Source organism: Paenibacillus rhizosphaerae (genome assembly GCF_014192015.1).
In the GTDB taxonomy this organism is placed as follows: Bacteria; Bacillota; Bacilli; order Paenibacillales; family Paenibacillaceae; genus Paenibacillus_AQ; species Paenibacillus_AQ rhizosphaerae.
This window is the reverse complement of the sequence record NZ_JACHXJ010000001.1, coordinates 1611182-1630094: the sequence shown is the minus strand read 5'-3', so window position 1 is coordinate 1630094 and position 18913 is coordinate 1611182. Positions and strand designations below refer to the sequence as shown.

Annotated in this window: 14 protein-coding genes; 5 read left to right on the top strand and 9 right to left on the bottom strand. The window is 52.5% G+C overall.

Going from position 1 to position 18913, the window contains the following annotated elements; all coding sequences use genetic code 11:
* Window positions 1–179: 179 nt before the first annotated feature.
* From FHS19_RS07095 to FHS19_RS07070, 6 genes are all read right to left on the bottom strand, one after another.
* Window positions 180–3956, bottom strand: coding sequence for an Ig-like domain-containing protein (locus tag FHS19_RS07095; RefSeq protein WP_183580604.1), 3777 nt, complete (start codon window positions 3954–3956; stop codon window positions 180–182).
* A gap of 135 nt (window positions 3957–4091) precedes the next feature.
* Complete coding sequence (locus FHS19_RS07090; RefSeq protein WP_183580601.1) at window positions 4092–5600, bottom strand: ABC transporter substrate-binding protein; 1509 nt, start codon at window positions 5598–5600, stop codon at window positions 4092–4094.
* A gap of 39 nt (window positions 5601–5639) precedes the next feature.
* Window positions 5640–6524 carry a carbohydrate ABC transporter permease gene (locus tag FHS19_RS07085; protein ID WP_183580598.1) on the bottom strand — a complete coding sequence of 295 codons (885 nt, stop codon included), beginning with the start codon at window positions 6522–6524 and terminating at the stop codon, window positions 5640–5642.
* 15 nt (window positions 6525–6539) lie between these two features.
* The gene (locus FHS19_RS07080; RefSeq protein ID WP_183580595.1) at window positions 6540–7574 is read right to left on the bottom strand and encodes an ABC transporter permease; all 1035 of its coding nucleotides are present in this window, start codon (window positions 7572–7574) and stop codon (window positions 6540–6542) included.
* 221 nt (window positions 7575–7795) lie between these two features.
* Window positions 7796–10105 carry a helix-turn-helix domain-containing protein gene (locus tag FHS19_RS07075; protein WP_183580593.1) on the bottom strand — a complete coding sequence of 770 codons (2310 nt, stop codon included), beginning with the start codon at window positions 10103–10105 and terminating at the stop codon, window positions 7796–7798.
* Window positions 10106–10167: 62 nt separating this feature from the next.
* A complete protein-coding gene (locus tag FHS19_RS07070) occupies window positions 10168–10929 on the bottom strand; it encodes an SGNH/GDSL hydrolase family protein (RefSeq protein WP_183580590.1) in 762 nt (253 codons plus the stop codon).
* 135 nt (window positions 10930–11064) lie between these two features.
* Between FHS19_RS07070 and FHS19_RS07065 the strand changes: the two genes are divergently transcribed.
* Window positions 11065–11931: a helix-turn-helix domain-containing protein gene (locus FHS19_RS07065; protein ID WP_183580587.1), complete on the top strand. Its 867-nt coding sequence runs from the start codon at window positions 11065–11067 to the stop codon at window positions 11929–11931.
* Between the two features lie 42 nt (window positions 11932–11973).
* Here FHS19_RS07065 and FHS19_RS07060 read toward each other — a convergent pair whose 3' ends face one another.
* The gene (locus FHS19_RS07060; protein ID WP_183580584.1) at window positions 11974–12372 is read right to left on the bottom strand and encodes a YkvA family protein; all 399 of its coding nucleotides are present in this window, start codon (window positions 12370–12372) and stop codon (window positions 11974–11976) included.
* A 314-nt stretch (window positions 12373–12686) separates the two neighbouring features.
* On the opposite strand from FHS19_RS07060, the gene FHS19_RS07055 reads away from it, so the two are divergent.
* Window positions 12687–13994 (top strand): Rossmann-fold NAD(P)-binding domain-containing protein, encoded by a 1308-nt coding sequence (locus FHS19_RS07055; RefSeq protein WP_183580581.1) that lies wholly within the window; start codon window positions 12687–12689, stop codon window positions 13992–13994.
* 115 nt (window positions 13995–14109) lie between these two features.
* On the opposite strand, the gene FHS19_RS07050 is transcribed toward FHS19_RS07055, so the two are convergent.
* A complete protein-coding gene (locus FHS19_RS07050) occupies window positions 14110–14406 on the bottom strand; it encodes a hypothetical protein (protein WP_183580578.1) in 297 nt (98 codons plus the stop codon).
* A gap of 143 nt (window positions 14407–14549) precedes the next feature.
* On the opposite strand from FHS19_RS07050, the gene pdxR reads away from it, so the two are divergent.
* A complete protein-coding gene (pdxR, locus tag FHS19_RS07045; RefSeq protein ID WP_183580575.1) occupies window positions 14550–15989 on the top strand; it encodes a MocR-like pyridoxine biosynthesis transcription factor PdxR in 1440 nt (479 codons plus the stop codon).
* 35 nt (window positions 15990–16024) lie between these two features.
* On the opposite strand, the gene FHS19_RS07040 is transcribed toward pdxR, so the two are convergent.
* Entirely contained in the window at window positions 16025–16945 is a 921-nt protein-coding gene (locus tag FHS19_RS07040) for a VanW family protein (RefSeq protein WP_183581487.1), read from the bottom strand.
* Window positions 16946–16965: 20 nt separating this feature from the next.
* On the opposite strand from FHS19_RS07040, the gene FHS19_RS07035 reads away from it, so the two are divergent.
* Both FHS19_RS07035 and FHS19_RS07030 read left to right on the top strand, forming a co-directional pair.
* A complete protein-coding gene (locus FHS19_RS07035) occupies window positions 16966–17574 on the top strand; it encodes a MarR family winged helix-turn-helix transcriptional regulator (RefSeq protein ID WP_246426445.1) in 609 nt (202 codons plus the stop codon).
* A gap of 65 nt (window positions 17575–17639) precedes the next feature.
* Window positions 17640–18866: an epoxide hydrolase family protein gene (locus FHS19_RS07030; RefSeq protein WP_183580572.1), complete on the top strand. Its 1227-nt coding sequence runs from the start codon at window positions 17640–17642 to the stop codon at window positions 18864–18866.
* The last annotated feature ends 47 nt before the right edge of the window (window positions 18867–18913 follow it).

Below are 18913 nucleotides of genomic sequence, written 5' to 3'. Positions count from 1 at the left end.
CCGAGAATATCGCTATCCATGAATAACGCATTGCTCACATTTAGCACGATGAAGACGTATAAGATTCACAGTATCGACCATTGATTCAAATTGAGACAGCGATAACAGACCAGGAATCGTAAAAGCGCTCCCTCCTTTCAGGGAGAGAGCGCCGAAGTAAACCCTAAACAACAGCAAGTTTAAGGAACTACCGAGAAACGGATATCGTCGAACAGCATGTAATCGAAACCGCTCACATAGAAACCGACTTTGCCGGAAGGTTTATGTCCCGGGTCAGTGCCGGATAGTCTCCGTTCCCCGTTCACATAGAGCTGGATGTCACCGTCTTTGACAACCGCCTTGATGTCATATTCCGTATCCGGCTGCAGGTCTTGCGCGGGCAGCGCCTCTTCCTTGATCTTCTGCCAGGCGGTGTCGTACAGCATCCATGCCGAGCTGCCGTCGGTCCTTGTTTTGTAGCCGATTCGCGTCGATCCCGTGGCGTCCTGGCGGTCAAAAATATACAGCACCCCGTCGTTAGGCATGACGGAAGGCGTCTTCAGCTTGAATTCAAGCTGGTAGGACGAGAAGTTTCGGTCCAGCAGGCCAGTGGCGCCGTTTAAGATTTTATAGCGGCGGTTACCGTCCGGATCGGCAGCAATGCTCCGATTGGGATCGACAGGCCAGCCGTTTCCTCCGGATTCAAAATCGGTCTCATGCATGACGTTCGAGACGGTGACCGCGATATCCGCCTTGATCAGCGGGTTTACCTTCGATACGGCCGTGACGACCGTCTCACCCTCATACACGGCGCTGACGACGCCCGTGTCATTGACTTCAGCCACCGATGGATTCGCCGATTGCCAAGTCACATCCGTATCCGGTGTATCCGCGGGATCAAACGTCAGCTGGACCTGCTTGCTCTCTCCGGCAGCCAGCCGAATCCGGTTCTCCGCCGGAATGATGCCGGCCAGATCGGTGGTCAACGCCTTGAACTGGATGTCATCGAACATCATCTCGCTGACGTTGTTGACGTAGAACCCGACCTGCCCCTCGGCGTTATGTCCCGGATCCGTGCCTTTCAGCCGGAACTCGCCGTTCACGTACACGCTGATATCGCCGCCCCTAACGAGCATTTTGACGGCATATTCCGTGCCCGGCTTCAAATCATGTTCAGGCATTTTGACTTCCTTCAGCACGGACCATGCCGAGTTATACAGCAGCCATGACGAAGTTCCGTCAGCCCGGGTTTTATATCCGATACGGCTTGAACCGCTGCCCGCCTGGCGGTCGAATATATACAGCGTCGCGTTTTCGCCGATCGTCCCCGGCGTCTTCAGCTTGAAGGTCAGCTCATAATCGGAGAACTTTTTACTGCTCAGCGCGGACGCGCCGTTCAGTACCTTGTACCAGCGGTTGTCATCCACTTTAACGATGCTCCGGTTGGCGTCCACGGGCCATCCATTTGCGCCCGATTCGAAATCGGTGAACTCCATAATGCCGTCGCCGGCTTCCACGGTTACGTTCACTGAAGCCGTCAGCTGCGGATTTTCCACAGATGCCACTGTGATCACGGTTTGGCCGACAGACTGTCCGGTAATGACCCCGGCGTCATCTATCGTTGCGATCCCCGGATCGGCAGACGTGAAGGTCAGGGCCGGATGGTCTGCGTTCCATGGCAGGACCGCCGTTTGCAGCTTAACCGTTTTCCAGCGGTCGACCGTAACGTTGTCGTTATAGACGGCAACTCCTTGAACAGGGTGACTGTCCTGACCTGTGCTGGTGCCGGCGCTGCCGTTCATGCCGATCTCTCCGAACGGGATGTTGGGAAAGCCAGGTATGGCGCTGAATACGGCCGCATCCGGCCGCAGCGACAAATCACCGCCCGCCAGATCCACAAAGCCCGGATCCTCCGCCGTAACAAAGTTATGGGCATACTGAACCAGCCCGAATTTGTCATACGCTCCGTTGGTATTGGTCGTCGTGCTTCGCGGAATGGTCGGGTTGTAGATGACGTTGCCCTGGAACGTATTGGTATCGGGATAATAACGGTTTTCTGTAAAAAAGTTGGCCAGCTCGGGATACTTGATCAAATAAGGTGTGCCTACAAAATCGTTGTTGGCAGCGAACAGCGCCTGCCATTTCGGCATGTAGTTTTTCGGGATTTGATTGTCCGGCTGATCTCCAAGGTAGATGTCCGCGTAATCATAAGGAACTTTACTGTCTACGAAAATATTGTTCCGGGACAAAATATGTGCGCCGCCGTTGTTCTTGATCGCCGAATTGCCCATTTTGTAGAAGATGTTTTCGTCGATCTGAAGCCCCATGGTGAAGTTGTCGGGATAGACGCCCTCCACGCCGGCCTTGCTTTCTCCAATATTGTGAAAATAATTCCTGCGGATGACGGTACCCCGCTGCTGCGGTGTTTCGCCCGCGTTCATGTAAATAGCCCCGAGGTCCGAGAAGGTTTTGCACACATCGTATATGTTGTTGTACTCGACGACATGGTCGTTGCCGAAGATCAGCACGCCGGGATGTGGCGCGTCATGCAGTTCGTTATGCACCATGCGGTTGCCGACACCGGAGAGAAGAACGCCGGGATTGTATGCTTTATGGTAATAAGCAAAATCATGAATGTGCGAATTCTCCACGACGTTGTTTCCCGGCTGGAGCGTCGTCTTGTCACCGCCCGTCAGCGTGACCGCCGTCCCGCCGATATGGTGGATATGCGTGCTGATGATAGCATGGTCGGTTCCCGGAACGCCTTGGAAATCATTGTAATAGAATCGGCTCTGCGTATTGACCAGCACGCCGCTGTTCGTGAAATTGCGGATTTCGCTGTTCAGGATACGCACGTGGCTGCCGCCCATAATTACCGCTGCCGAGTCGCGTCCATTTCCCATGACCAGCTCGGAAAAGTCGATGTACGAAGCGTTCAGCGCATTGATCATCGGCGTTTTCAGCATTGTAACCTCGATCGTCGGATTCGCCGCTGTAAATTCGGCGTTCGGCAAAAAGTACAGCTTACCCGCCTGGCGGTCGATGTAATACTCGCCCGGCATATCGATTTCTTCCAACAGGTTTTGCGCAAAATGAAAATCCGGATACCAGTTTTTGAGCAGGCCGCTCATCTCTCCGTAGCGGAGGGTAATGGTTTTGGCGGCAATGTCAATGGAGGCGATTTTGTTGTAGGACCATTCCCAGCTGTAGCCGAAAATTCCGTCCAGCCAAATATCGTCCGCCTGGGTCCAGTACTGGGGCCGGTCATACGAATAGGAAAAGGTTCCTCCGCGCGTATGTACCTCCCCGTTCGGATCTTTCCGCGTCGGGCCCGGATCGATGATTTCATCCATCTGTACCGTCCCTTGGTTCGGCCATCTCGCCAAGGTCATTCCCTGCCCGTTGACGTACAGCTCCATCGGAGGGACTTTGCTCAGATCGTTGGCAAGATAGTAGCCGTGGCGGCTTTGCTCGCCGTAATCGGTAATCCCCTCGCCTGCCAAGTCGGCTACCAGCACTTTTTGTCTCGCCTCGGGACTGATGATCCGGTTAAGAGTCGCTTGGTCGGTGACCGGTGTGAAGGCGGATTTTTCAATGCGTTTCGATCCGGACAAGGTCACCTTTTCGCCTGGATAAGCCGTATACTTAATCGGCTTCCCGGCTTCGCCGGAGTCCTGCTCGTTCAAATCAAAGCTGCCTGATCGTTCGTACCGCCCTTCACGCAGATACACCGTCACGCCGCCGGCGGGCAGGCCATCTTTCGCTTTCAGCTTCCGGATGGCATCTCTTGCCTTCTCCAGCGTTTTAAACGGGTGGTTCTTGGATCCATTATTCGTGTCGCTGCCATTTATGGCTACATACAGCGATTTTCCCGTTGGTTTGATGACGGCTTCATCCGCTGCAGCTGGCGGCGGAGACGGGGTGAACGTGATCAGCACGATGGCCGCGAGAAACGCGAGCAACCGTTTTTTTGCCATGGCTTCTCTTTCCTTTCAGCATGGATTAGGGCCGGCTCCGGTCCCGTTGTAAGCTTCCAATGAAGCCGCCCATGACAGCAGGTTTCTCCCCATTATCCGTGCGCTGCTTGCGCTTCTCTGCCTTAAATGAACTTCTTACTTTTTCAACCCCTTGTCTTTCAGGAATTGTTCAAACTGTTTCTTCACCTCCTCCACATACTTATCCTCGCCCGCTTCCTTCAGCTTGCCGTAGAGCACCGGCCAGGTTTCGTCAAAATCGAGCGTCCCGGTCACAAGTCCGCGTTTGTATTCGCCCCATACCGCGTTCAGGTTGGCAATCTCGGTGCTGACGGGCTCCGAATTGAATTTGAACGCCCCGACCGGATTGATTTCGGCTGTTTCGTTGATCTTCTTCGTTTCCTCCCAGACGTTCTCCGGCTGGCCTTCCTTCAGGTAGGAATTGAATACGCTGCCGAACACCCAGTCCATATTCGGTTTATATCGGGAATCCGGGAGTGCGCTAATGTATTCGCCGGACTGCTTCTCGTAATGAACGCCTTCCAGGCCGTTGCAGAGCAGATTGTACAGCTCCTTGTCAGTGTTTACGAGATTCAGCAGCATCATCGCCCGGTCCGGATTCGGCGAAGTGCGGCTGATCGATTGATTGGTGGTCGCCGAATAACCGTTGGAGAACCAGTTGCTGAGCGGGATGATGACCACGTCGTGTCCGCCGTTTCTCGCCTTGACTTCAGCTTCGACGCCCGGTTTCAGAACGATATGGTAATCCACCGCGATCTTGCCTTTGAAGTCACCCGATTTCACGGTCGCCGCATCCTTGTAAATGTAACCTTCCTTGTACCATTTGCTGGCCAGGCGGAAATTGTTCAGCTCTTCTTCCGGATAACGTTGAAGCGTATAGGTCGGGTCATCCGTCTTGATGTAGAAGTGGTCATCAAGTCCCGGCACGATCCAATATTTGTCGTCATGCACCTGCGGATTGATAAAATCAGTGCCGAAGATACCGAACGGGATCATATCCGGTTCATTGTCCTTGATCTGCTTCAGGAACGGTTCAATATCCTCAATCTTTTTAATCTTCGTGGTGTCCAGTTTATACTTGTCGGCAAGCTCCTTCAGCACGATAAATCCGTAGCGGGAACCGTTGATCTGCTGGTTAGGGATGCCGTAGATCTTGCCGTCGACGGACAGGCCGTCCCACATCACCTGCGGCACATCGGATTTCAGCTCCGGCGCGTATTGATTCAGCAGATCGTCAAGCGGCTGGATGGCTCCTTTGCGTACCAGCTCCTCCGGCTTCAGCATGTAGCCGGTCCAGAGAATGTCGAATTTCTCGCCTGCTGCAAGCACGGTGTTCATTTTTTGCACGTAGTCGCCGATGGAGACCGGCATCAGCTTGACGGTAGCGTTGATCTTTTCTTTGACGATTTTGTTGACTTCGTCCTGCACCTTCTGCTGATCGGGCTGGAGCTGGGACAACGGATAATACCAGGTCAGCTCGACGGGCTTCAATCCGCTCTCGTTCTTCACATCCGTTGATCCGGCCGTTTCTCCGCCTCCGTCCGCGCTTTTTCCGCCGCCGCATCCGGCAAGGACGGTCGCTGCCAGCAGGATAAACGCCAGCACGCCAAACCACTTTTTCTTCATCTGTGTGACCTCCTGTTTTTATAATCGCTTGCGTGTATGTTAACCCTTGAGGGAGCCAACCGTAAGCCCTTTCACGAAAAACCGCTGGAAGAACGGGAAGATGATCAGCATCGGTCCGCCGGCCAGCACGGCGATCGCCATCCGGGCGGAATTGTTCGGGAAGCTCGCCAGGTCGATGCCCAACTGCGTCGCAAACTCGGTATTCGTCGTGAGAAATTCAATGCTGTTCAGCGTTCGGACCAGCAGCAGCTGCAGCGGTACCTTACCCGGATCGTCGATGTACAGCATCGCGTTAAACCAGTCGTTCCAATAAGAGAACGAGATCAGCAAGCCCAACGTAGCCAATGCCGGCGTGGACAAAGGGAGAATGATGCGGAAGAAAATCCGGAATTCCCTCGCCCCATCCATTTTCGCCGATTCGATGATCTCAAGCGGTATCTTGGACATGAACCCTTTCATGACCATGATGTTAAACGGTGACAGCAGCACCGGCAGTATGAGTGCCAGCAGGCTGTCTTTGAGGTGCAGGTACTGGGTCATTAAAATATAGGAAGGAACGAGTCCCCCGCTGAACAGCATCGTGAAAAATACGTAAAAGGTCGTCATCCGGTTGTAGCGGTAATCCGGCCGGGAAATGACGTAAGCGGTCATCGCGGTGAGCAGCAGGCCGACGAGCGATCCGATCACCGTGACGGTGATCGTTACCCCGTATGCCTTGATCATCACCTCCGGGGCGTCCAGTAGATAGCGGTACGCCTCCAGGCTGAACGATTTTGGGATAAATTGATACCCGTCCCGGGACAATGCCTTTTCGTCGGTTAGTGATACGGCAATGACGAGCAGAAACGGAAGCACGACCAAGACGGACAGGATGATAAACAGCAGGTTGATCAATATTTTCGACAGCTCCAATGTTTTCGTCAACTTTACGTCACCTCGTTACCACAAAGAATGGTCGGGATTGATTTTGCGCACGATGCCGTTGGCCAGCAGAACCAGGACGAAGCCGACAACCGATTGGTAAAAGCCCGTTGCCGCCGACATGCTCACGTTCCCGATTTCCCGCAGCGCGCGGTACACGTAAGTGTCGATAATATCGGTGGACCCGTACAGGAAACCTGAATTGTTCGGAATGAAGTAATGCAGGCCGAAATCACCGCGGAACATGTTGCCGATGGACAAAATCAGGAGAATGATGACCAGCGGCGACAGCAGCGGGAGGGTGATCTTGCGGGCCATCTGCCATTTGGTCGCCCCGTCGATCCTTGCCGCCTCGTAATATTCTCCGTTGATCCCCAAAATTCCCGCGAAATAGATGAGCGTGTTGAAACCGACGGCCTTCCATAAATGAACCAGAATGAGAATGACCGGCCACGGGGCCGCGTTCTGATACCAGCTCACCGGATCCATCCCGAACGCTTGCAGCGTCCGGTTGATGAGCCCGTCCGCATGGTTCAAGAAAGCATACGCCACGTAACCGACCAGTACCCAGGACAGAAAATGCGGCAGGAACAAGGCGGTCTGATAAAACTTGCTCCATTTCTGCTTGATTTCGTTCATCAGGATGGCGAGCAGCAGCGCCGCGACGGTGGTCACCAAGATGTAGCCGGCATTGTACAGCACCGTGTTGCGCGTAATCCGCCAGGCGGTATCCGTAGAAAATAAATAACGGAAGTTTTCCAGTCCCACCCATTTGCTGCCGAAGATGCCCAGATCGTACCGATAATTTTTAAAGGCGATGATGAGCCCCACCATCGGAATATAGGCAAATATCAGCTTATACAATATTCCCGGCAATGAGAGCAGGAACAGCTCCCGGTTGTTACGGAAATGGCGCAGCTCCTTCCGGATGACCGATTGTTGCTTGCGCTGCTTTGGCGGCATATCCGGTGAGGGTAGTGGTCCGGTTTGTCCCGTTTCTGGCACAATCCGGCTGTTTTCTGTGTCACCCGCCAGTGAAACCTTATTCAACATATCGTAAGCCCCTTTCCTCCTTTGCGCTCTGCCTGGTGTCAGGCTTTGCACATCTAACGATAGCTTAAAACCCTTACTGCTGCGTACTGTACAATTGCAGGATCACTGTACTGACGGGCTGTATAGATGCCGGATTTCTGTATTTACAGGGCTTCAGCCCTCTTGGGCATACAAAAGACCCGCCAGGGAAAGAGGTTCTCCCGTGCGGGTCTACATCACGTTCATATGCTTCTCTCTATGGCGGATTTCAGGCGGTACTCCTTGGGCGTGGTTCCGTAACGGCGTTTAAATAAACGGTAAAAGTAGCTCTCGTTGCCAAAGCCGACCTTATCCATAATTTCCGCCACGGTCAGCTCCTGCTGTTCCAAATACGTTCGGGCATGGGCCAGGCGGGTAGCGTTTATCTGGTCGACGACTGTCGTTCCTTCCTGCGCCTTGAACACCTGCCCGATGTAAACCGAGCTCATCTTCAGCATATCGGCGATCCGCTGCACATTGAGATCCGGATCGGCATAGTGCTTGTCAATCATTTCTTTTACGGTATCGGCAAGCAGCCTGTTTTTGTCTTCACGCCCGTTCCGCCGCTGTTCGAATACCTCGCGAACGACGTCGAGCAGCACCGTTTCGATTTCATCCAACGTTTCTTTCTCGAGAATGCGCCTGTTGATGGCCTGAACGTTGACCGATACCGGGTTCAGATTGTGCTGGTTCATCTCGCCCAGCGTATTGCTGAGCGTGACCGCCAGATGCAGCAGCGCGGAGTACATGTTCTCGAAGCTGAACCCGCCGATCAGCTCTCTCCAGCGGCGGATCGCCTGCTCCGTCTCGCCCAGATCGCCGCTCTTTAATCCTTCCGTCAGGCGCCGCTCCACTTCCTGCGGAATGCGGAACGTATCGTTTGCCTCGCAGCTTCGGACCCGTTCCGGCTCTATTAACGCACCCTTGCCGAAAACCATACGGTAATTGGCGTGGCGGACAGCCAAATTATAATGCATCGTGATTTCGCGGTAGTCATCAAAAAGGTCGCTGAGCGTGACCGTAAAGGTGACCCGATAATATTGAAGGATGGTCTGCTGCAGCTCCCGGAAACGATCGGCAAGCGATGTAAGATCCTTGAATTCCCCGCCGGATATAAAGACGAGATGCCCGCTTTTCATGTCTGCGGCCTCGCAGGACCCCTGTTTGCGGAGCAATTCCTGGCCAATATTGGCTATCGCGAAATACAGCAGCGATTCCGCTTGGGATCCCTGACCGCGGGCAAGGCTCTGTACGTCATCAATCTGGACCAGAGCCAGACGGAGTCTGGATGGATAGGCGATATCGAGCCCGTACTGCTCTCTGATCCGCCGAAACTCCAGCTCGTTTACTCCTTCGCTGAGACCGATCAGGCTGCGCAGATGATAGACCTTGGCGATGTTCCACTGGGATGCCCTCTCCTGCTCGAGCCCCTTCAGCTTCCCGATCATTTCCGTTACGTTGGCGGCGATGATCGACAGCTCATCCTTCGCCGGGGGAGCATCGCGCCGCTGCGGCGGCACGAGCGTCAACAGCTGTCCGACCGGCTTATACAGACGCAACGAAAAGAACACGGACAGCAGCACAGCCAAGACCGCGACGGACAACGTCACAGCCATCTCCGTCCACTTCATCTGCCGGACGCTGCCGAGCACATCGTTATAATTCTGGAGGCTGACGATTTGCCAGTTGTTCAGTCCTTTGCTCAAATACGTCACCTTATATTTAAGCGAGCCGTGCTTATAGATAAAAGAGTCCAGCGTACTCCCGGAAGATTGGATTCGCGGAAGCAGATCCTTTTTGACGCCCAGCCCCTCCGGCAGCGACCGGTCGTTGGAGATCAGCATGCGCCCGTCACCGTCGGTCACGAACAGCATGTCGTTCTCCCTCTCTGCGACACGATTAAGCGCTTTCACGTTATCCAACATCCATCCTGGCTTGACGGTCAAAATCAGGACGTTATCATTTACCGAACCTAGGGATGGTCCGTCATAAATGAAGAAGGCGAACACGTCGATCCCTTCATTTCCGCCGTCCAGATCCAACGGAATCAACTGGAGCTTCGGCAGGTCGCTGCGGGACGACATATAATCCCCCAGCCTTTGATACAGCAGCCTGTTGTCCATATCATGGTTGAGCGATGAGAAAAACCGGTGCTGTGCCCCGTTATAAAAGACGGCAGCGTGGAGATACGGAGACGCCGCTACGGTCTGATTCAGGCGCTCGATCTTCAGAATGCTCTGCTTGTAATCCGCTCCGGATTTCAGTGCGATCAGCTCTTCGTCGTTGAATAAGGATACCGCCAGATCCTTGACGATGCCGTTCATGTTTTCGATGTTATAGTTGATTTGAGTCAGCAGCTTGCGGTCGGCTTCGTTCTGAAGGCTGAGCACCTTGTCGCGTGCGAAGGCGTTCATAAATAGGGAGGCCACCGCCAGCGTGGCGACAACGAGCATAAAGCTGAGCAAGATCCGCTGTAAATATTTCCGCGTCCGCAGCATTTGCAGCAAATTCATCGTTCCTCTGTCCCTCCCCTTTGTTGAAGTGACCTAACTATAATCCGGTTGATTTTTAGGTGTCAATCCGTTTCTTCAGCGAGCGATCTCGAAATCGCATCTACTTCAGGAATAACACCAGGTTCTGCGCCGAACAATTCCTTGAGAAGCGTACGGGCCATAACCCAGTGCCCGGCACGGTTTGGATGAATGCCGTCCCCTGCGCTGTAAGCTGGATCCAGTGCTCTTTGTTCCTTTGTATGAGCCAGCAGGGAACTGCGAAAGTCGATGATCTGGTCGGCCACATCGCCGGCTGACAGGAGCCACGCGGAATATTGCTCGAGAACGCGGTCATACTCCAGGAATGGTGTGAGATAACTGAAATCCGGCGCGTTTTCGGGCAAAAGCTCGGCGTTCATGGAAATCGGGTCAAAGGGAGGAGGCGTCATCAGCACGACCTTTGCACCAACCTCGCGGCTGCGTTCGACTAGACGATACGTCCCCTCTTGATAGGCAGCTAAACGATCCTCGGAATAAGGATGGTAAATCCCGTCGTTCATACCATAACAGGCGGCAACGATTCCCGGCGATGCCGTCTCAAGCGCATTCTGAAGCCGATTGTGTATGCAGGGGCGCGGAAACGGGTGTGCCGCTTCGCTGAGTCCCGATACGGTTTCACTGGGCACGCCGCATGGAACCAGCTTCATGTCCATCGTCGGCCGGTGCTGACGGAGCCAAGCTTCGGTGTACCGGATATAATGACCGCTGGCCGTAATGCTGTCCCCCAGGAAAAGAATAACCGGCTTCACGGGTTGATTCGTCCTTTCATTCCACCATAAATTCATATGTACCTCCCCAAATTGACAATCTCGAAGCCGATAGCAGATCGATCCGCCTTGTGTTGGCCCGTAAACTTAATGGTAGCGCGGGACGCCGATCTTCGCCTTGACGATGCCGACATTGTTTAGCATAATGTGGACATGATGACCAGACTGTTTGCCATGGACATCGGGCTCGAGCCGGGATTTACGTTCCGTATCCAGAAATGTCCGCTAACTCACGAATATTTTGTGCACAGCCACGATTTCTCCGAACTTGTCGTCATTTTGTCGGGCAGCGCCGTACATATCATTGAAGGGAGGGAATACCCCGTTACAGCCGGCCAGGTATTCTTGATTCACAGCGGCGTATCCCATGGATACAAAAACGTCGACAGTATTGAATACATCAACGTCATGTTCCAGCCCGAGCAGCTTCTGCAGCTGTCCGAACTAAGATTACTGCCTGGCTTTCAAGCGCTCTTCTACATCGAACCATTTTACCGCAAGGAAATGAACTTCAAGGGTATGCTGACGCTGAACGAAGCGCAGCTGCAAGAAGCGACAAGACTGCTTGATCTGATTTTGATCGAGTGTGAGCTGCAGCCACAGGGCTATCGTCTGATGATTCGTTCTTATTTTACCGCGCTGGTCGGCCTGCTCTCCCGCTATTATCAGATCGGCAGCGGACCCGAAGACAACAAGGCGCTGCGGATCGGTGAAGCCGTCACTTACATAGAGGAGCACTTTCTTCAGCCGATCACCCTTCAAGCGATGGCCGACAAGGCCTACCTGTCCACCCGCCAGTTTCAGCGCGTCTTTACCCGCAACTATCACACAACACCGATGGATTATGTCATTCGCAAGCGTCTGGACTATTCCTGCACGCTACTTCGCCATCCCGGTCTATCCATCTCCCAGGTTGCGCTTGAAAGCGGCTTTCGGGACCAGAACTATTACGCCCGCCAGTTCCGCAAAGTTTACAACTGTACTCCATCCGAGTATCGGGAGAAGCTGCGGGATTCTTGAAACATAAGAACGGGCCATCACTCAAGCCGATCGGGCGGGCGACTATAAATCAGCACGTTTCATCAAACGGGTGTACAGGTAAATCAATACCGCGGCCAGCACAGCTGCCCATAATAAAATAATCAGAACACCCGCAACCCAATTCACCGGTTTCCCTTGGTTCATGCGAGCATCCGATTTCTTTTTGGCATCCTCAATGACCTCTCCAGGCATCATTTTTATAGCAGCCAATACGCCCAGCGGGATCAAAATCAGATCATCCGCATAACCAATGACAGGTATAAAGTCCGGTATTAAATCTATGGGGCTGAACGCATAGGCAACGACGCACATGGAAAACAGCTTTGCATACCATGGGGAGCGTATGTCCCGATAGGCGTAATAGAGTATGAATACCTGTCTTTTTAATTGTTTGGCCCAAGCTTTGAGTTGTTCCATCATTGTCTTCCATTCTCCTTGGCTTGTTATGACTCATTGTATTATCTTCATTTCTACTTGTTACAAGACTTGCCATGTATTCTTCGCCGCCTTAAACTGACAAACCTTCCTACACTTATTTACCATACGACATCACGAGAAGTGTGATCCTAGAGCAGCAGCAATCCTCACTACTATCATCATCTCCAGACACAGGAATTAAAATCACATTCGGTTCCTTACATTGTTGATTACAAAAAAGGCAGCTGTAATAGGTGCACGAACAATCCTTTCTATCAATCTATGAATACGGTAAAGATAGAAAGGGGTTGAACATCATGAAGAAATCGAGGACAGTTATTTCGATTCTTGGTAGTGCAGGCGGTGTTGCGAAAGCGATACTATCCGTTTTGGAGAAATCCCTCGGGGACGCCCGGGATCCAATCCATTCATTCATTTTGCACAGCAAAATTCACCTGATAGATTTGAATCAACAGGATATGGCATACTATAGCTCATTTATGCCCCGCTTGATTCAACAAGCTTCACTGCACCAATTCGATCTAACCAATCTGGAACGGTTCCGCCTGCATTTGTCGGATACCGGCACGACGCATGTGATTGATGTGTCATGGGCCGATACGGTTGATATGCTTCATTGCTGCGATCAAGCGGGTGTCCATTATATCAACACAGCGCTGGAATGTCCTGCCGTTGATGAAATTGAACGCCTTGCTGAATATTCCCTGCTGGAACGCTATCATGTGTTTCAGGAAGGTCGGAAATCAGTTGCGAATTCGAAAGCCATCATTGGTTCAGGAATGAACCCGGGTGTGGTACAGTGGATGGCTATTCAGCTCCTGAACAAGAACTCCGGTGATAAGCCGCTGGCCTGCTTTATTGTTGAACATGACAATTCCCTGTATAAGGACCGCTCTCTGCTCAAAGGCAAAACGATTTATTCCACATGGTCACCGGAATGCTTTCTCGATGAAGCGATTCTGAACTATCCGGTATTTATGAAGCGACGGATTCCATTCATCATGCAGCTCCCCGTCTATGAGCTTGAATTTAAAGTTACGCTTGGGGATAAGCAATTTTACGGATCTCTTATGCCGCACGAGGAGGTTCTGTCGCTTGGACATGCTTTCGATCTTGAAACGGGCTTTATATACCGTGTTAGCGAATACACGATTGATTTAATTCGCGGACATTTGGATACGATCGACGACTTGTGGGATTGGAATCATCAGGTGCTGGATCCTTCCGTCGGCGAAGTTGGCGGACAGGATCTTGTGGGTGTTCTGCTCGTTTACCCGGATAAGGAACGCTACATGTACAACGTCCTTAGCAGCGACGAGATTTATCCGATCTATCATACCAACGCCACTTATTTTCAGGTTGCGTGCGGGATTTATGGTGCCCTAAGTACACTGCTGAAAGACGATATACCTTATGGCGCTTATTTTGTGGACGAACTCCTCTTGCAGACGGACAGCCGCTATGGGGATTATCTCAGTTATTACATGAAGGATTTTGTAGTGGGGGAGAACCCGTCATCCGACGGAATGCTGTTAGATCGAATGAAGCGGATGCCCGATTCCAGCGGCGGCGGGCCAACGGGTCTACCTACTTCTGTCTCGTAAAAACAAACAAGCAGTCCTTAAATGGACTGCTTGTTCAGCTTCTGTTGAATTTGGTCAAGGCCTCTTTGACAGGAAAATCAGACCTGCAGTGAACCCGCCGTCATCCTTTCCTTCATTACTTAATCAAAATTACGATAATTATTGCTGCCGCAACAATGCTAATTCCATAGAAGCCTAGAAGCCTTAACCATTTTTTGCCCGTATCCTGAAAGTATTGTGGATTTTGTTCTTTATTGCTTGGGGATTGTCCAATTCTCATCGTTGCGAAGAGTCCCCATATTAATACGATCACGGCTAAAACCATCAGCCAGACCATGCTGTTCACCCGCCCGTCAAGTTGATTTGCTGCAGATTCATTATAATCACCATCGGGCGTGAACACACCAGCCATTGAAATCGCTTCTCGGCCCATCCATTTCACTACATGAAACGGGCATGTTCATGAAAACGCAAAATTTTCGGTGAGAAAAAGACGGAAATCATTAAGCGAATCAGATATATTGGAAAGGATGACAAAAAATTGTCGTTCAATTGTTGTTCGAGGAAGTGAAAAGTATGTGGGGTCTTGACCGTGAAAGTAAAAAACCATTATATCAGCAAATTGCCGACCACATCGAGCGGCGAATTTCGTTTGGGGAATTTCCGCCCGGCAGCCAGCTGCCTTCGGAAAGGAAATTGGCCGAGCAGATCGGCGTAAACCGGAGCACGGTCGTACAGGCTTTTGCGGAACTCCGTTCGCTCGGAATCCTCGAAAGCCGTTCGGGCAGCGGAACTCGGGTGAGCCAGTATAAATGGGGCGCTTCACCGAAACATACACCAAACTGGAACCGGTATGCCGAAGGCGGAAGCTTTCTTCCGAATCTTCCGTTTCTCCGGAGAATTCGGGAGGCCCTCAGCCAGGATCCCTCTCTGGTCGACTTTGCAAGTGGAGAACTCGCGGGGGATTTGGCCCCAACAAAGGAAATCAGTGAAATCATGAGCAGTCATCAGTACGCTTCTTACCTGGGATACGACAACCCGCAGGGATATATTCCGCTCCGGCAGGCTCTGGTTCGATATTTGGCCGGATACCGCGGGGTTCAGGCGACGGAATCAACCATCCTGATCACCTCCGGATCTCAGCAATCCTTATTTTTAATTACGCAATGCCTGCTGTCCCCTGGCGACGCTGTTGCTATAGAGGACCCATCCTATTATTATTCGCTGCCGATGTTCCAGTCGGCGGGACTGCGGATCTTCCGGCTTCCCGTAGATCAGGACGGCATGAGGCCGGAAGAAATCCGTGGGCTGTACAAAAAACACCGCATCAAGATGATATTTACGAATCCGAATTTTCAAAATCCAACAGGTACGCTTCTTGCCGATGACAGGCGCCAAAAGCTCCTTTATGCCGCAAGCGAGCTGGGACTGCCTATCATCGAAGACGATCCGTACAGCCTAACCGATTACGAAGGCTTACCACGCATGCCTTTAAAATCAATGGATACGTCCGGTTCCGTCATTTACATCGGATCTTTTTCCAAAATCGCGGCCTCGGGCCTGCGAATCGGTTGGATGGTTGCCCCGAATTCTGTCGTGCACAGATTGGCGGATGCCAGGCAGCAGATGGATTTTGGACTTAGCGTCATTCCCCAGCAGGTGGCGGCGCAGTTTTTGGAATCGGACTTTTTTGAACCTCATCTCAGCCGCCTTCGGACAAATCTGATGTATAAGCGTGATCTCCTAATCGAAGCGCTGCGGAAGGAACTGCCGAGGTTGATTCAATACCATATTCCGAGAGGCGGACATCATTTGTGGTGCAAGCTGTCTGATCCAGTCAACGACGCCAAGCTGCTGGAAGCGGCGATCCGGAACGGCGTCGTTTTCGTGCCTGGCAGCGTGTACGGTTCGGATGCCGGATTCGTCAGGTTTACGTTCGCGCGTGCACAGACGGAATGCATTGGGCAAGGCATCGCCGGATTTGCCCGTGCGCTGCGCAGCTTAAGCCCTAGTTAGCGCCACGAAGATCACTTCAAGGGCAAGCCTCTGCTCTAATTCTGATATCCGGGGCTTTGACTTGCGGTGATGTCTCGTACCTCTTCCGGCAGATGATGAGAGATGCTCGGTACCTTTTTCGGGAAGTATTCGATCACGTCAGACGAGTAGATGGACACGCCCATGCTTCCCCCACCAGCAAACGCGCGCAGAAGGACCGGCTGATTGTACGCGTTGTCAAAGACAAAATCCGGTCCGCCCCAGCTTACGGTTGCATCTCTGCCTGAAGGGACATAGGGAACATGACGGCTGTGGGAGTACCGCTGCACAATCTTCAGCCCTGCCCGATCGGCAGCATTAAACAAGGTGGAGGATACCTGACAGATGCCGCCTCCCACGCCTTCGGATAATTCGCCCCGCACAATGACAGCAGCCCGGCGGTAGCCTCTGCCGGTCGTGCGTATGCCAACCACCCGGTTAAATGAGAACCGTTCACCGGGAAAGATAACCGTACCGTCAATCGCTTCGGCCGCCAGAGCTATATTATGGGAACGGTCTCGGTTGCCGGCGTTGAAATAAGTAATATAATAACCGATTTGCTTGGAACGCAAAGACGCCAGCAGCTCCGTATCGACCTTCGGAAATACCGGGTACGTTGGAACTTCAATCGCGGCCGGCCCGCTCGTCTCGTACATATACGCATAATACTTCATCAAAAAAGCCCTGCGGTCGAGCTTGTACCCGTTCTTCCCCTCGACAATGCGCCCCCCCGCGTCAAAACTCGCGTTTTGCGCTTCCTTATAGGTTTTCCGGTCCAGTTCGTTAACCCACGCGTTATATTGTTCCTTGTCCAGTAGAGGAAACACCCCCAAGCTGTGCGCGTCGCGGTTGAGCACGGAGATGGTTTTTCCTTCATGGGTGACCGTAAGCTTGTCCTGTGCCTGTTCTTGATCTGCAGTCGGATTATGCAGCAGCATGAACAGGAGGCATGCCGCGGATGTCCATCTCAAGCCTCATCACTCGTTTCATCATGGTGTTTGGAGCAGATCCTGCTTATCCTGCTATTATGATGCGATTCCACGAAAATCATTCAGTTCCATTTCTCATCCATTCCCGTTTTATATTAGACATTTATATAAATTCCTTATATATTATAGACATGAAACCTAAACATCTATCTAAAGAATTGGATGTCGCCGATTTTGTTCGAGTGATTGAAAATCTGACCCGGATCAATATTCGACTGCCGTCCATTGAAAAGCTCAGCTTCACCGCCCTGTCGGTCCTGCACACGTTAACCCACAACAGTCCGATGCGCCTAACGGAACTGACCGCCACCGAGCAGGTAACCCAGTCGGCGATCACGCAAATTGTAACCCGGCTGGAGCGGGATGGTCTCGTAGAACGAAGATCCGATCCGAATGACGGCCGCGTAGTTCTCGTACATATTACCCCCCAGGGAGAAAACGTGATCGATTCCCGGCGCCTGGAACGGATCAGAAGGATTGCCGGTTTCGCGGAACACCTTACGCCAGAAGAGAGACAGGCGATAGCTGACGCCATCCCGGCATTGATGCGGCTTGTCGGGATGGCAAGCGACGCTTAGCGGATATTTCGCTTGAATCGTTTGCCTTTTCGTCAGCTCCTAATTCACGTCAGAGGAGGATATTTATGTCCCATGCCGTTTTTCCGCTTAAAGAAAGCCCCATCCATGTTTCTGAAGAAGTGCTTAACGATCTGCACCGTCGTCTTACTTCCGTCAGATGGCCCCTCGATGTGGGCAATGAAGACAGCTACTACGGCGTACGCCGTGAAGATCTGAAAGCGCTCGTCGATTACTGGATTCATGAATTCGACTGGCGTAAATCCGAGAAGGCAATCAACGCCTATGAGCATTATCATGTCTACGTTGAGGGTGTGCCTGTCCATTTTATGCGCAAGCCCGGAGTCGGGCCAAGCCCTGTTCCCCTCATTCTGTCCCATGGCTGGCCATGGACGTTCTGGCATTGGTCCAAAGTGGTGGATCCGCTCGCTGATCCGGGCGCGTATGGAGGTGATCCCTCCGATGCTTTTGATGTCATCGTCCCATCCCTGCCGGGCTTTGGCTTCTCTGCTCCGCTTCCCGACCATCCGGACATGAACTTCTGGAAGATGGCCGATCTCTGGCACACCCTCATGACGGACATGCTCGGATACGAGAAGTATGCTGCAGCCGGATGCGATGTCGGCGCGCTGGTAACCGGTCAACTTGGGCATAAATACGGATCCGAGCTTTATGGTATTCATATCGGATCGGCGCTCAAGCTGGACTTCTTTAATGGGGAACGCGCTTGGGATTATGCCGGCGGACGTCCGATTCCGGATGAACTGCCTGGGGAGATCCGCAATCAATTGCTGCAGCTGGACCGCAAGTTTGCTTCGCATCTTGCCGTACACGTTCTGGATCCCGGCACGCTCGCTTACGGACTCAGCGATTCACCCGTCGGCATGCTCGCCTGGATCCTCGAACGCTGGATCAAGTGGAGCGACAACAAAGGCAATATTGAACAGGTGTTTTCCAAGGACGATCTGCTTACGCACGCTACGATTTTCTGGGTAAATAATGCCATCGAAACGTCGATGCGCGTGTATGCGAATAATAACCGATATCCTTGGGAGCCGTCTCATTCACGACAGCCTGTTATCGAAGCGCCGACCGGCATCACTTTCGTCGGCTACGAAAATCCGCCGGGCGTGACGACGGATCAACGAGTGGAGCATTTTCTCAAGACCGACCGTGCTGCGTGGTACAACCACGTCAATATTACTGCCCACGAAGAAGGAGGACACTTTATACCGTGGGAAGTGCCGGAGCTGTGGGTTCAAGATCTGCGCCGGACCTTTCACGGCCGCCGGTAACTGAAGAAGGACCACCCGCAAAGGGGGGTCCTTCTCTTATGATTTGA

What these genes read in the sequence shown, in the direction of transcription:
- FHS19_RS07055 (WP_183580581.1), top strand. Translation starts at nt 12,687, where the DNA reads ATGAAGAAATCGAGGACAGTTATTTCGATTCTTGGTAGTGCAGGCGGT.
- FHS19_RS07075 (WP_183580593.1), bottom strand. Translation starts at nt 10,105, where the DNA reads ATGAATTTGCTGCAAATGCTGCGGACGCGGAAATATTTACAGCGGATC.
- FHS19_RS07050 (WP_183580578.1), bottom strand. Translation starts at nt 14,406, where the DNA reads ATGGGCCGAGAAGCGATTTCAATGGCTGGTGTGTTCACGCCCGATGGT.
- FHS19_RS07070 (WP_183580590.1), bottom strand. Translation starts at nt 10,929, where the DNA reads ATGAATTTATGGTGGAATGAAAGGACGAATCAACCCGTGAAGCCGGTT.
- FHS19_RS07090 (WP_183580601.1), bottom strand. Translation starts at nt 5,600, where the DNA reads ATGAAGAAAAAGTGGTTTGGCGTGCTGGCGTTTATCCTGCTGGCAGCG.
- FHS19_RS07035 (WP_246426445.1), top strand. Translation starts at nt 16,966, where the DNA reads ATGTCCATCTCAAGCCTCATCACTCGTTTCATCATGGTGTTTGGAGCA.
- FHS19_RS07095 (WP_183580604.1), bottom strand. Translation starts at nt 3,956, where the DNA reads ATGGCAAAAAAACGGTTGCTCGCGTTTCTCGCGGCCATCGTGCTGATC.
- FHS19_RS07065 (WP_183580587.1), top strand. Translation starts at nt 11,065, where the DNA reads ATGATGACCAGACTGTTTGCCATGGACATCGGGCTCGAGCCGGGATTT.
- FHS19_RS07080 (WP_183580595.1), bottom strand. Translation starts at nt 7,574, where the DNA reads ATGTTGAATAAGGTTTCACTGGCGGGTGACACAGAAAACAGCCGGATT.
- FHS19_RS07040 (WP_183581487.1), bottom strand. Translation starts at nt 16,945, where the DNA reads ATGCTGCTGCATAATCCGACTGCAGATCAAGAACAGGCACAGGACAAG.
- pdxR (WP_183580575.1), top strand. Translation starts at nt 14,550, where the DNA reads ATGTGGGGTCTTGACCGTGAAAGTAAAAAACCATTATATCAGCAAATT.
- FHS19_RS07060 (WP_183580584.1), bottom strand. Translation starts at nt 12,372, where the DNA reads ATGATGGAACAACTCAAAGCTTGGGCCAAACAATTAAAAAGACAGGTA.
- FHS19_RS07030 (WP_183580572.1), top strand. Translation starts at nt 17,640, where the DNA reads ATGTCCCATGCCGTTTTTCCGCTTAAAGAAAGCCCCATCCATGTTTCT.